The sequence below is a fragment of the Arcicella aquatica genome (assembly GCF_034928825.1).
Lineage (GTDB): Bacteria > Bacteroidota > Bacteroidia > Cytophagales > Spirosomataceae > Arcicella > Arcicella aquatica.
This window is the reverse complement of record NZ_JAYFUL010000019.1, coordinates 52,919-65,949: the sequence shown is the minus strand read 5'-3', so window position 1 is coordinate 65,949 and position 13,031 is coordinate 52,919. Positions and strand designations below refer to the sequence as shown.

10 protein-coding genes and 1 pseudogene are annotated in these 13,031 nt (G+C 34.0%); 3 read left to right on the top strand and 8 right to left on the bottom strand.

Going from position 1 to position 13,031, the window contains the following annotated elements:
• Positions 1 to 39: 39 nt before the first annotated feature.
• Together VB264_RS12880 and VB264_RS12875 are read left to right on the top strand one after the other, a co-directional pair.
• Entirely contained in the window at positions 40 to 915 is an 876-nt protein-coding gene (locus tag VB264_RS12880; RefSeq protein WP_323249957.1) for a hypothetical protein, read from the top strand.
• Positions 916 to 1,013: 98 nt separating this feature from the next.
• Entirely contained in the window at positions 1,014 to 2,486 is a 1,473-nt protein-coding gene (locus tag VB264_RS12875) for a Gfo/Idh/MocA family protein (RefSeq protein ID WP_323249956.1), read from the top strand.
• A 57-nt stretch (positions 2,487 to 2,543) separates the two neighbouring features.
• On the opposite strand, the gene VB264_RS12870 is transcribed toward VB264_RS12875, so the two are convergent.
• The 3 genes and pseudogenes from VB264_RS12870 to VB264_RS12860 all read right to left on the bottom strand — a co-directional run bounded on the left by VB264_RS12870 (position 2,544) and on the right by VB264_RS12860 (position 6,670).
• On the bottom strand, positions 2,544 to 3,833 hold the full coding sequence (locus VB264_RS12870) for a M28 family metallopeptidase (protein WP_323249954.1): 1,290 nt from the start codon (positions 3,831 to 3,833) through the stop codon (positions 2,544 to 2,546).
• A 161-nt stretch (positions 3,834 to 3,994) separates the two neighbouring features.
• Positions 3,995 to 5,287: pseudogene (locus tag VB264_RS12865) on the bottom strand (outer membrane beta-barrel protein); the annotation flags it as partial.
• 42 nt (positions 5,288 to 5,329) lie between these two features.
• Entirely contained in the window at positions 5,330 to 6,670 is a 1,341-nt protein-coding gene (locus VB264_RS12860; RefSeq protein WP_323249952.1) for a TonB-dependent receptor, read from the bottom strand.
• 208 nt (positions 6,671 to 6,878) lie between these two features.
• Between VB264_RS12860 and VB264_RS12855 the strand changes: the two genes are divergently transcribed.
• Positions 6,879 to 7,745, top strand: a complete 867-nt coding sequence (locus VB264_RS12855) for a hypothetical protein (protein WP_323249950.1) — start codon at positions 6,879 to 6,881, stop codon at positions 7,743 to 7,745.
• 62 nt (positions 7,746 to 7,807) lie between these two features.
• Here VB264_RS12855 and lepB (VB264_RS12850) read toward each other — a convergent pair whose 3' ends face one another.
• The 5 genes from lepB (VB264_RS12850) to VB264_RS12830 all read right to left on the bottom strand — a co-directional run bounded on the left by lepB (VB264_RS12850) (position 7,808) and on the right by VB264_RS12830 (position 12,982).
• The gene (lepB, locus tag VB264_RS12850) at positions 7,808 to 9,007 is read right to left on the bottom strand and encodes a signal peptidase I (RefSeq protein ID WP_323249948.1); all 1,200 of its coding nucleotides are present in this window, start codon (positions 9,005 to 9,007) and stop codon (positions 7,808 to 7,810) included.
• A gap of 175 nt (positions 9,008 to 9,182) precedes the next feature.
• Positions 9,183 to 10,355 (bottom strand): signal peptidase I, encoded by a 1,173-nt coding sequence (gene lepB / locus VB264_RS12845; RefSeq protein ID WP_323249946.1) that lies wholly within the window; start codon positions 10,353 to 10,355, stop codon positions 9,183 to 9,185.
• Positions 10,356 to 10,511: 156 nt separating this feature from the next.
• Positions 10,512 to 11,228 carry a 4-hydroxy-tetrahydrodipicolinate reductase gene (gene dapB / locus VB264_RS12840; protein WP_323249944.1) on the bottom strand — a complete coding sequence of 239 codons (717 nt, stop codon included), beginning with the start codon at positions 11,226 to 11,228 and terminating at the stop codon, positions 10,512 to 10,514.
• Positions 11,229 to 11,287: 59 nt separating this feature from the next.
• On the bottom strand, positions 11,288 to 11,917 hold the full coding sequence (locus tag VB264_RS12835; protein ID WP_323249942.1) for a DUF5683 domain-containing protein: 630 nt from the start codon (positions 11,915 to 11,917) through the stop codon (positions 11,288 to 11,290).
• A 120-nt stretch (positions 11,918 to 12,037) separates the two neighbouring features.
• Positions 12,038 to 12,982: a ParB/RepB/Spo0J family partition protein gene (locus VB264_RS12830; protein ID WP_309920031.1), complete on the bottom strand. Its 945-nt coding sequence runs from the start codon at positions 12,980 to 12,982 to the stop codon at positions 12,038 to 12,040.
• Positions 12,983 to 13,031: the final 49 nt, after the last annotated feature.

Sequence of the window (13,031 nt, the reverse complement as noted above, 5' to 3'; positions counted from 1 at the left end):
TAACATTACCATTATAAACCTACCATTTAACTACAGCTAATGAAAAAAATATTACTTTTACTTTGCCTTCTTACAGTATGTTCTACGATTACTGCTCAAGATTATTACAAAACAGATACTACTAAAACGAAGCCAAATTTATATATTATTCGGCTAAAAGATGGCACACAATTATTAGGAAGAGTTATTGAACAGAATGCAGTACAGAGCAAAATTCAAACCGATAATTTAGGGTTAATTACAGTAGATGTCGCTCAGATTGTAAGTATTGAATTGTACGATAAAAACAATCCTATCAATAATAAACCTTATTATCCAAACCGTTTTATTAATCGCCTACTTGTTGCTCCTACTGGTTTTGCAATGGAAAAAGATGCTATTGAATATCATAATACACTTTTTCATTATAGTGAATTCGCTGCTGCTATGGGTGATAGATTTAGCATAGGACTCGGATTTTTGACTATCGTTCCAACACAATTCTATTCTTTAAAAGCAAAATTAAATATTATATCCAAAGAAAAATTCAACTTCTCTGTCTCAGGAAACCATATAGGTGGAAGAAGCATTGGTAGTACTTCGATTGTTATTCCTTCTTTTAGTTTTGGTAAAAAAGAAAGCTTCTTAAATATCAGTCCTATTTTTTTTACAGAAGATACCCGTGGTGGTTTCGGACTTTCAGTGGGATACATGAAAAAAACTTCTCCCAATCTTACATTTTTCACCGAAAACTTCTTTGCAATTGGCAACGGATTAAGTGTTGAAAACGGCTTTGTACTTTCAGGAGGATTACGTTTTGATAGATTAAGACATGCTTTTGATTTGAATGTGCTTGTACCTATTGGCATTTTTGAGTTTAGTGATAAAATTTACTTAACTCCCAGTGTGGGCTATCATTTAAAACTAAGTAAATAATATATTTTTACTGACTATTTTATTATTAAATCAGGACAATTATTTGGGATAATAAACCTAATTTGTGGCATTATTCTAAAACAAATTCCAATTTAACTATGTCAGATTCTAAACAACAAAACTCCAGAAGAGATTTTCTTAAAACGAGTTCTTTGGCGTTGGGTAGTTTTTTCATTGTACCCCGTCATGTATTAGGCAAAGGCTATATTGCTCCTAGCGACAAACTCAATATTGCAGCCATTGGTGCAGGTGGCAAGGGGCAGTCCGATATTATTAATGCTTATAATAATGGGGCTTCAAATATAGTAGCATTATGTGATGTAGATTGGGGCAGAACCAAAGGAACCTTTGAGAAATTTCCTAATGCAAAAAAATACCGTGATTTTAGGGTGATGCTACAAGAAATGTCTAAAGACATTGATGCGGTAACTATTTCTACTCCCGACCATTTCCATGCTTATGCAGCAATGCAATGTATGCAGATGGGAAAACACGTATATGTACAAAAACCATTGACACACAATATTGCAGAGGCTAGAATGCTGACTAAGGCTGCAAGAAAATATAAAGTAGTAACCCAAATGGGCAATCAGGGTTCGTCTAACCCTGCTCAGAATACAGCGATTAAATGGTTTGACGAAGGTAAAATTGGAGCTGTTCATACGGTAAATATTTGGACAAACCGTCCAGTTTGGCCACAAGGAATTCCTGTTCCCACAGATAAGCCACCATTGATTGAATCGATGTCACCAAAAGATTGGGATACTTGGGTTGGGCCAGCACAGTGGGTAGACTACCATCCGCTTTATCATCCTTTCAAATGGCGTGGTTGGTGGAATTTTGGTACAGGGGCATTGGGTGATATTGGTTGCCATACGATTGACTCTGCTTTTAGAATTTTAGGCTTAGGATACCCAACTGAGGTTGAATGTAGCGTAGGGGCTGTATTTATCAAAGATTGGACTCCTGAATATATTCCTGAGGGTTGTCCGCCTTCATCACACGTTGAAATTAAATTCCCTGCAACAAAGAAGAACAAATCAGCAATGAAAATGATTTGGATGGATGGTGGTATTAGACCGATGCACCCAGATTTAATTCCTGCCAACGAAGCCATTAGTAACGACGGTGGAGCAAATGGTATTATTCTAACGGGTACAAAAGGTATAATGACCATAGGTATGTATGGAAATGACCCTAAAATTTACCTAAATTCAGGAGAGAAAATTGAAGCCCCTAAAGTAACTCCGACTGACGTAAAACCTTTACCTGAATATGGCCATCAGGTTAGTTGGACAGAAGCTTGTAAAGCAGGCTATGATAGTAAGGCACATAAAGCTTTGACATCATCATTTGATTATTCTGGTCCACTTACTGAAACGGTATTAATGGGTAATTTAGCTATTCGTAGTTATATGCTTCGTAAGAAAAATGAAAAAGGGAACTTTGATTTCTACGGAAGAAACAAATTGATATGGAATGGTGGCGATATGAAAATCACTAACTTTGATGATGCCAACCAATTTGTTGGTCGCGAGTATCGTGAAGGCTGGAAAATTGCAGATGTATAGTATTCAAAACACGAAAGACAATCTGATTAGATTGTCTTTCGTGTTTATTAACAAAAATTAATCAACCTCTGCTTTATTGACTCTTTTTGGAGTAACCTTTCCATCAACCATTGGCTTAGAACCTACTGCGATGGCTTTAATCATATTAGTCATATGAGGCATATCTAAACTTTCAAACTCATCATTAACAGAGTGATATAATTTATCAATATCAATTTGGTCTGATGAAATAGAATGAGCAGGTACACCCAATCTTGCTAAAGTCGCGTTATCTGAACGATAAAATAAGTTTTGCTCAGTATATGGGTCGGGATGAAAACTGTAGTTTGTACCTTTTACAGCCTCTTGTAGAAATGTTCCAAAGTCAGAACGTTCAAATCCAGTAATAAAAGCTGAATTAGCGCCAAATTTTGACGGTTTACCAATCATCTCAATATTAAACATTGCTACAATTTCATCAGGATTTAATTGCTTTGAAAAATATTGTGAGCCATATCCACCAATTTCTTCTGCGGTGAAGCATACAAAAATCAGAGTACGTTCAGGTTTTCCTAGTTTTTTATAATAATCAGCCAAAGTAACAACGGCAGTAGTACCAGAGGCATCATCATCTGCTCCGTTAGCAATAGAATCTCCTTCAACAGCTTTTTGATAACCAAGGTGGTCGTAATGACCTGAGAAAACCAAATACTCATTTGTTCTTTTTCCTGGAATCATTCCTGCCACATTCGCAAGAGGAAGTGTTTCTACGCTATTTTTTAATGCTACTTTTATTGAACTCAATTGGCTAGAATCTGCTAAAACGAATAGTTGTGATTCTCCTTTACCTACGCTTTCGCTCATTGAGCCACTTCCCAAATATCGCTTATAGTTAGCAAACATCTTTTGATGTTTAGGATTAACCAGTACGATAGCATCTAGGTTTTTCTTTTTGATTTCGCCATAAGCTTTTCTTAAATTATCATTTTCGTTAACATAGAAAACGGATACTTTAGAAGGGTCTGTCCATGACAAAGATTCTTTAGCTGTCACAAAAAAGTATTTGTCATTTTCAATGGTTGTATTATTCAAAGAAACAGCAGCTTGTTGTGGCTTCAGTGAATACATATTGAACTTCTGCTCAAATGAAGTAAGCCCAGTCAAAGGTTTTAATCCAATTCTCTTAAATTCATTTTGTAGGAATAGCGAAGCCTTTTCGATACCAGGCGTAAAAGTTCTTCTACCCATCATATCATCGGCACTAAGGGTTTTGATGATTCTTGCTACTTCATTCTCTTTTATTCCCGCTTGTGAAAAACCATGAAAAGTAATAAATGATGTAAAGATTACTGTGAATATTTTTCTCATATTTTCTTATTTTTTATTACAAAAATAGTCTACTATACCATTAAATAAATTTATTGACCTAGTATTTCCTGTAATTTTGATGAATGGACTTTATAAAAGAATGAATGGCTATAAGAAAATAAGATTATTATCATCCATAAAATATCTAAACTCATTACTATTTATTTTCCCCATTTGCTCAAATACAATGTTGCCCCTAAAGAAAAATATCTTTGTAGATAGTTTTTAGATTGTTCAGTAGTTTCATTACCATTAGCAGAATAACTGTAGGTAGGGTTTTGATTGAAAACATTCATTAAACTTCCATTTAACTTTACTTTATTATGCCATAAATAGCCCGAGACTGTTAAATCTAAGACAGGAATAGTTCTGGAATTCTGTTGAAAAAAGTTTTGAAAGACCATTAAGTTACTATTGACAAATAGTTTTTCAGTAAGCTGAGACTCAGCTCTAATAGCTAATTCATTTCTAAAGTTCCATCTCGTTTTATTATCTAAATCATTACCAAAGAGGTTACCCTTCCAATCAAGCTTGAATGAAGTAGTTCTAATTGGATTCCATTTTAGCGAAAAATTAGTATAATAATAGTACATTCTGATGGGGAGGGTATTATTATCTAGGACGGTATAGTTATTAATATTTGCCAGAGAATTGATAGTATATAAACTCCAATTACGTTGGTTAAACAAACTATACGAAGCCATAACTTGCCAATATGATGAAGCTAAATTCTTCTGGAGATAATAATTGTTAGTTGTTACACCTGTAAGAGCCTGTCCACCAATAATATTGTTTGGAGTAAACTCATAATTCAAGTTTAAAGATAATAATTTTCCTGAAGCAGATGGAAAGTTTACATTTAGCTTAAAGCTATGTTTTTCCATGATTGATAAAGATGGATTCCCTAACTGAATGGATGTAATATTTGAACTATCTGGTATTGGAAATAATTGTTGAGCATCAGGATATTGATATTTTTTTTGATATAAAACTGACACTTTCCCTTTTGGCAAAAAATTATGCTCAGCATAAATTTTAGGAATAAAAACCATGCGGTTATCTTCAATTATACTTTCTGGAAATTTCTTTGAAAACCTTAAATATGTTAACCCTAAGCCAGAAGCTAACTGCCAGTGCCTTTTCTTATAAAGTAATACAGCTTGAACACCTAATTCTGAACTGAGCACTTCAAATGTCGGAATACTTGAAAAACCAAGAAAATCGTCATAGGTATTGTTAATGCTATTCCAATTATATACTGATTGTTTATAAAACTTCTGATCAATTTTATTAAATATTTTTGTATCTAATAGCCATGTTCTTGATAAAGGTAAACTGTGTTGAAACTGAAAATCTATAAAGAGATTATTAAAGGGCTGATTACGAAGCTGATTGTTTGAATCTAATAATGATGATGATTGTTTGAGGGTATTAGCATATTGAAAATCATCTTTCTTTTGCTCCCAATATCCAGCTAAATATAAAGATGATACTCTTCAGGGCTTCTGATGACGATGAATCAATTGTAATTGTTGATTGGCAATAAAATTATGTTGAGTCCGATAAGATTGATTATCAAAAATATTAAGGTCGTTTACATCTATTGATGCTATAGAAGATGTGCTATTGTATTTACTATCTATTGTAGCATTAGTCCAACGATAACTTTGTAGCCACTTTAACGTATTCTTAGCATCAACTTTCCAGTTTAACCCTACTGTATTAAGCCATTCATAAGTTTTGTAATTTCTATTATCTGAAATATTCTTAAATAATTCCTTATCTGAAAAATAAAGTGACTTTGTATTTAACTCTTGATAGCTCCTTTTACTTGCATCCAACACTGAAAAAGCAATCCAATCTTGGTTCTTAACCTTAAAACTATAATTTATACCAGTTGTCTTATTTGTATTAATACCATCATCATTAATAGAGGTAGGTAAATATTTGAATTTACTAGCCTCGGTAGTATAACCATCTATAAACTCCGTTAAAGAATATGCTCCGTCTATTCTCTTAAAAAAACTATTGGCTAAACTAATGGAATTCCCTATCGTTGCATTTTTTTGATTTAGATTGTTGGCTGTACTAAAAAAACTTAAAAATTTATTAGGGGAAATTCTATTAATCTTTATTCCTTCGCTTTCTCTATCAAATGAACCTGCTAGCGCTTCTACTTCACCATAAATACCTTTTTTTCTACCTTCTTTTAATCTGATATTTACTTCATTTCTTTGGTTATCACCATTAGGTAGAATTTCTAAAGAAGCAACCATATCTGCTTTTAAAAGCATCAAAATAGTTTTAGGGTTTCCACCAAATATGCTCATACCCTCTATTGTAATATTGCTAATTGGTTTTCCAAACAAATAAATTTGCCCATTAGGAGTTATCATTCCTCCTGGGAGATTATTGATTAATTCTGTAGCATCACTTTGAGGCTTGGTAAAAATATTTTTAGCATTAATTACAAGTGTATCTCCTTTCATGGTTATTAAAGGAGAAGCCTTTACCTCTACTTCTTGTAGAAGGATATTTTTCTCTTGTAGCGTAATAACAAGTGGCTTACGTAGCGTATCTAAATTAAAAGTTATTGATTCAGTTTTATAGCCAAGTGCGCTTACTTCTAGAGAGTGTTGACTTCTACCTGATATATTCAGGTTAATACAGGTATCTTTCGCTTGAAAGGTCTTAGAAACTTTAGTATTTAGCGAAATGGAACAAATAGCACTAGTTGGCTTTGGAGAAAAATGTAAACAAACAGAAAAGTTTTGAGCCTCAAGTTGATGTAAAGTTATAAATAGGAATAAACTTAAAATGGTTTTAGCTTTTATCATGAAGTTTTAAACATGTAGATTTATAAGATAATTTCTAAATAGGCTAATTAACCCCACGGCATTAGACATCAATAAGAATAGATTATTATGAAATAGAACTTCTTAATTTTTTATATAATAGTATATTACAATACTGAACATATAACTCTTGTAAAAGTAAATTTAAATCAATTATTTTGCAACCAACACTCATTTAAATTTATACTTAATGAAATACATCTTAACAATTTTAGTCATCTTCAGTTTGCCTACATCGATGTTCTCGCAAGGTGAATTAGCAAATAAGACAATCTCTACCCAAATTGAAATAATTCCACAATCTGATCCTACCACTAACTCAACATCCAAAAATGGCGTCACATTTGTACAAAATATTGGTACTCAAGAAAAAACTTACCTTAGAGAAACGAAAATTAAACTAAAATCAAATGATTTATTACAAATCAGTCGCGTTATCAAGCGAATAAAAGTTAAGATAAGAATTAAAACAGAAGAAAAAATTTACGATTCTGAAAACACTTTTGACCGAGATTTTACCACTGAATCTTTAGGAAAAAGATATGATAGCTATATAAATAACCCCGAAGAGTCTATTTTCAATGTCAAAACAAATACATTTGAAAGTACCTACCGTAACGAAATGTTTCAGAGCGTTTGGCAAGAATCTATAAGATTACATCCAGTTGACGAATGGGACTATCTTCTTCTTAATAAGCCTACATTTTCATTAAATGAAATCTGGACAGATACTATAAAAACAAAAAAAGCTACCTTTATTAACACATATCAATGCCTCAAATTTAATAATAATCAAGCTCTAATTACCCTTAAAAGTCAGGTTATTTCCAATAGTACATATCAATCTAGAAAAATAAGTAATATAGCTATTACCAGCGGTATTAGCTCGAACTATTATGAAGGGGAATTGTTGGTAGATAAAAATACTAAATTAATTTCGACAATAAACCTGACCCATACAACCCAACAAACAAGCAATACAATGGAGATGCACCTGCAATCCGAAAAAAGTAGTAAAATCTCTATAAAGAATCAAATTAAAGATAATGCCAAATAATGCACTTTACTACCATGGGCTAAGTAAAAAATGCTTACTTAGCCCATGGTATTGAATATCTATTAATCCACCAATCTAAATACCCTATTCCAACGAATTTTGCTAAAGAAACTCTTATTAGGGTCTAAAGACATCCAAGTGAATACAGCTTTCCCAACAATATGGTCAGCAGGTACAAAGCCCCAATAACGTGAATCGGCTGAATGATGACGGTTATCGCCCATCATAAAATAATAATCTTGTTTAAAGGTATAAGAAGTAATTGCCTTGCTATCAATCGTGATTTTATGTCCGTCTATCACCACATTTTTATTCCCCTCATAATATTTAATGACGTATTTATATTTATCAACATTAACAGCATTTAAAGGAATAGTTAAACCTTCTTTAGGAATCAACAATGGTCCGAAATTATCTCTGTTCCACACATAAGAACTACCAAACATGGCTGTTGCTCCATCATCATTTGTTCTACTATCTTGTGAATCAGCCATCCCTTTTGGCATAATCACTTTTTTTATGTCTTGTACCCAAGGTTTTTGCTTTAATGCATCTACGTTTGCTTGAGATGTATTGATAACGTACTTAAAATTACTTTTAGTAGCATCAATATTTTGAATCTCATCCATCGTATAAGGAATAGTAAAATTGTCATTAGGGTCTCCAGCAGCATCAACACCATTTGTAATGCCCATTTCTTCAAAAACACTTGCCTCCTCTGCACTTAACGTTTGCAAATCTTGCTTGGCATAAAGCAGGTATTTTTGTTGCATTTTTACAGGATTTTCCATCGGTTTTCCATCAATATATACTTGTGTATCACGTATTTCAATGGTTTTGCCAGGTGTGCCGATACAGCGTTTGATATAATACGTTCTTAAATCAATGGGAGCATCGCCATCGGGCGTAAAATTGGGTACATTAAATACTACTGCGTCTCCTTGCTTTACTTCTGAAAATCCCGGTAAACGTTTGATTGGTAAATCTATCCATGATAAATATGATGGAATATTTGTTCCCCATATTTTCTGATGTGTCAAGGGTACTTGAAGGGGCGTTTTAGGCGTACGCACGCCATAATGTAGCTTGCTTACAAATAAGTAATCCCCCACCATCATAGAACTCTCCATAGAAGGGGTAGGAATCGTGTAAGCTTCAAAAAAGAAGAAACGTATTAATGTTGCCGCTACTACTGCAAATACTACGGAATCAATCCATTCACGAAAAGGCGATTTTGTTATAGGTTCTTTTTTCTCTGTCATTTTATCTGTCTTGAAAATATGTTTCTAATCGTTAGTCGGAAAAATATTTAATCAATTACAGTAATTGAAAAGAATTTTATCAATTATCTATGGATGGATAGACTTGCTATAAAACAAAAAACGTGTAAATGAATAAAAGTATCATTTACACGTTTTGATAGTGGGCTTAATCCTACTAGTTAACAAATCTAAAGATTCTGTTCCAACGAATTTTACTCAAGAAGTTCTTATTTGGGTCTAATGACATCCAAATAAATACCGCCTTACCAACTATGTGGTCAGAAGGCACAAAGCCCCAATAACGTGAATCCGCTGAATGATGACGGTTATCACCCATCATAAAGTAATAATCCTGCTTAAATGTATATGAAGTGATTGTTTTGCCATCAATCATAATTCTATGACCATCAATCACTACATTTTTGTTATCCTCGTAGTATTTAATAATGTATTTGTATTTATCTACATTACCCGAGTCTAGCTTGATAGTTAAGCCTTTGCTAGGAATCAATAAAGGCCCATAGTTATCTCTATTCCAGATATACGAACTACCAAACATTGGCGTAGCACCATCGTCGTTGGTCATGCCATCTTGTCCGTCAGGTGTATTTTTTGCTGCTTTTAATAAATCTACGCTTACAAATGATTTCATTTTCTTGAACTCATCGATATTTCCTTGATAAGTATTTACGATATAGTCGTGTAAACCACCTATTAAAGAATCTTGAGCAGTCAAGTTTACTTCCATCCAGTTAGCATTCGACTGTCCTGTAGCATCAATACCGTTATAGATATTATGTTCTTCAAAGAACTCTTCCGTTAATTGCTCTTTTACTTTTAAGATATATTCATGCTGCAATTTCGGCGGATTTTCCATTGGTTTACCGTCGATATATACCTGTGTATCACGAATTTCTAAGGTTTTACCGGGAGTTCCTATACAACGTTTGATATAATAAGTTCTTAAATCAACTGGGGCATCTCCGTCAGGCGAGTAGTTAGGTACATTAAACACTACGGCATCACCTTGTTTTACATCAGAGAATCCAGGAAGACGCTTGATAGGTAAATCTAACCAACGTAAATAAGAAGGAATATCTGTTCCCCATATTTTCTGATGTGTTAAAGGTACTTGAAGAGGTGTTTTGGGTGTACGAACGCCATAATGTAATTTACTTACAAAAAGGAAATCACCAACCATCAGTGAACTTTCCATTGATGGTGTAGGAATTGTATAGGCTTCAAAAAAGAAGAAACGTATTAATGTGGCCGCTACTACTGCAAATACTACAGAATCAATCCATTCGCGAAAAGCTGATTTTTGTTTAATTTGTTTTTTTTCTGACATTTTATATATGTTGGAAATAATTTTCCTAGGGTTATTATCGTATAGTTTATAATAGAATTACAATTTAGCTATGAGCTATGAGCTATGAGCTATGAGCATTAAGCTTTGAGTTTTTTAGCTGATTGCTCACGGCTGATAGCTCAAAGCTAAAAAAAGCTAAAAAGCCAACAAATCACTCATTCCAAAAACGCCTTTCTTGCCAACAATCCATTCTGCGGCGATGACAGCACCTAAAGCAAAACCTTCACGACCATGAGCAACGTGCGAGATTTCTATTTGATCAATATCTGAAATATATTTTACAATGTGCGTTCCCGGCACTTTTCCTTCGCGTGCCGACCAAATAGCGATTTCGTCATCAGCAGGATTTTCATTATTTATCCATTTGCTTTTGCCTTCGAGGTTTTCTATCAATCCTTCAGCAATCGTAATAGCTGTTCCAGATGGAGAATCTTTCTTTTCCGTATGATGGATTTCTGTTGTCGAGACAGAATATTGTTTCTGTGGTTTCATAAGTCTTGCCAACATTTTATTCAATTGAAAGAAAATATTTACTCCAATAGAATAATTGGACGACCAAAAGAAAGCACCGTCTTTTTCAATGGCTAAGGCTTCAACTGCTGGTTTATTTTCGAGCCAGCCAGTTGTACCACATACTACAGGAACACCTTTATTTAAACATGCTTTAACATTTTCAAAAGCAGAAGAAGGGTGACTAAATTCAATGACAGCATCAATTTGTGAAGGACTTAAAGCTTCAAACTCATGACGGTTAGTAATGTCAATTCGAGCAACTATCTGATGACCTCGGTCTAAGGCAATTTTCTCAATAACCTTTCCCATTTTTCCATAACCGAGTAAAACAATATTCATAATTAAAAGTTTGATTGTATAATTGAATATTCCCAAACGGGATTTATTATTAAATTTTATTACTTAAAAGCAAAAGTAATTTTGGCACCATACACCGCATTCATCATATCGGGACTTGTAAGTGTCGGCTGAATTTTCAGTGAAATATCATCCGTCAAATCAAAGGTTTTTAAGTGGGCAGTCACGTTGGCATCAATGATATTAGCAGCCCACACCACGGCTAAAATCAGATATGAGCCATCTCTGTTCCTACGATAACCATTTACAATCGTATTGAGTTGCGCAGAAGTGTATTCTCTTTGTACTCCACTATTGTCTCCATATAACGTAATTTTAGCGCTGGATGGTGGCGTAGTTACTTGGAAGTTATCAATATATTGCTGTTTATAATACGCATATCTAGCATGATTCGTTACAATAAAGTAAATATTTACAGCAAATCCGCCATATACCAAAGGCAATTTCCAATATTGTCTGTTATAAATTTGCCCCCATCCCGGTACCATCGCCGAACGGATAGTGGAAACTCTAGGAATGATTTTATAAGGTTTTTTTACCGAATCTTTCTTAGCAATTGCAGTTTCTACTGAGTCTTTTAGACTTCCTACGTTACCTCCTTTCAAAACTTGTGCTTCGTTTTCAAGCAACAAACCAAGAAAAAAAAATAAGCCAAATAGTAATTTCTTCATTTTAGTTTTTGAACTTCAACGCAAAATTACCGCTAATATTCCGTCTGGTGAAGGGTAATTAAGATTTTTTAAGAGAAAAATCCAGTCCTCTTTTGAAATGTAGAAGGACTGGATTCTCAACTAAGCTTTTATAGCCAATAATATTTTATCAAGTTCTTCCTGAGAAGTAAATGGAATTTTAATTTCTCCTTTGCCTTTATCATCCGCTTTTACCGTTACTTTAGCCCCAAAATAAGCTTGTAAACGAAACTGTAAACTCCTGATTTCTTGCTTTACTCCTCCTCCAATAGCCTTTTTAGCTGTGTTCACTAAAGATGCATTGGCTAATTCCCGAACAGCCTCTTCTACTTTTCTAACAGACCAATCATCTGCAATCGTTTTCTGAAAGATATCTAATTGTTGTTCTCTATCAGGGATATTGATGATGGCACGTGCATGTCCCATTGATATTTTAGTATCTCTGAGTGCTACTTGGATAACATCTGGCAATTTCAGTAAGCGGATATAGTTATTAACTGTTGTGCGGTTCTTCCCTACCCTATCTCCTAGTTCTTCTTGTTTTAAAGAACATTCTGTAATCAATCGCTGGTAACTTAAAGCAATTTCAATGGCATTCAGGTTTTCACGCTGAATGTTTTCAATCAATGCCATTTCTAGCATCTGTTGGTCGTCGGCAGTTCTTACATAAGCTGGAATGCTTTTCAAGCCTGCTCTTTTTGAAGCTTGTAAACGACGTTCCCCAGAAATTAATTGAAACTTATTAGGTGCAATCTGTCGAACAGTAATTGGCTGAATAATACCTTGTACTCTGATTGAATCTGCTAATTCGTTCAAGGCCTCTTCGTCAAAATGTGTTCTTGGCTGATAAGGGTTTGTTTCAATCAAATCAACCGATATTTCATTCATCGAACTAATTTGCTCTAAACGAGTAGGGCGTTCGATTGGCGTAGCTGGTTGGTGACGGCTCTGCGTGTTATTTACCTCGTCAGAATCTTGAAGTAAAGCTCCTAAGCCTCTACCAAGTCCGACACGTTTTTTTACTGCTGGAATTTCTACTTTACTCATTTCTTCTACTATAAAAAAAGAATAGATTCTTCTGAAATAAACATCAACT

Bases quoted from the DNA above. Each gene is read 5' to 3' on its own strand.
- VB264_RS12880 (WP_323249957.1), top strand. From the start codon at position 40: ATGAAAAAAATATTACTTTTACTTTGCCTTCTTACAGTATGTTCTACG.
- VB264_RS12875 (WP_323249956.1), top strand. From the start codon at position 1,014: ATGTCAGATTCTAAACAACAAAACTCCAGAAGAGATTTTCTTAAAACG.
- VB264_RS12870 (WP_323249954.1), bottom strand. From the start codon at position 3,833: ATGAGAAAAATATTCACAGTAATCTTTACATCATTTATTACTTTTCAT.
- VB264_RS12860 (WP_323249952.1), bottom strand. From the start codon at position 6,670: ATGATAAAAGCTAAAACCATTTTAAGTTTATTCCTATTTATAACTTTA.
- VB264_RS12855 (WP_323249950.1), top strand. From the start codon at position 6,879: ATGAAATACATCTTAACAATTTTAGTCATCTTCAGTTTGCCTACATCG.
- lepB (WP_323249948.1), bottom strand. From the start codon at position 9,007: ATGACAGAGAAAAAAGAACCTATAACAAAATCGCCTTTTCGTGAATGG.
- lepB (WP_323249946.1), bottom strand. From the start codon at position 10,355: ATGTCAGAAAAAAAACAAATTAAACAAAAATCAGCTTTTCGCGAATGG.
- dapB (WP_323249944.1), bottom strand. From the start codon at position 11,228: ATGAATATTGTTTTACTCGGTTATGGAAAAATGGGAAAGGTTATTGAG.
- VB264_RS12835 (WP_323249942.1), bottom strand. From the start codon at position 11,917: ATGAAGAAATTACTATTTGGCTTATTTTTTTTTCTTGGTTTGTTGCTT.
- VB264_RS12830 (WP_309920031.1), bottom strand. From the start codon at position 12,982: ATGAGTAAAGTAGAAATTCCAGCAGTAAAAAAACGTGTCGGACTTGGT.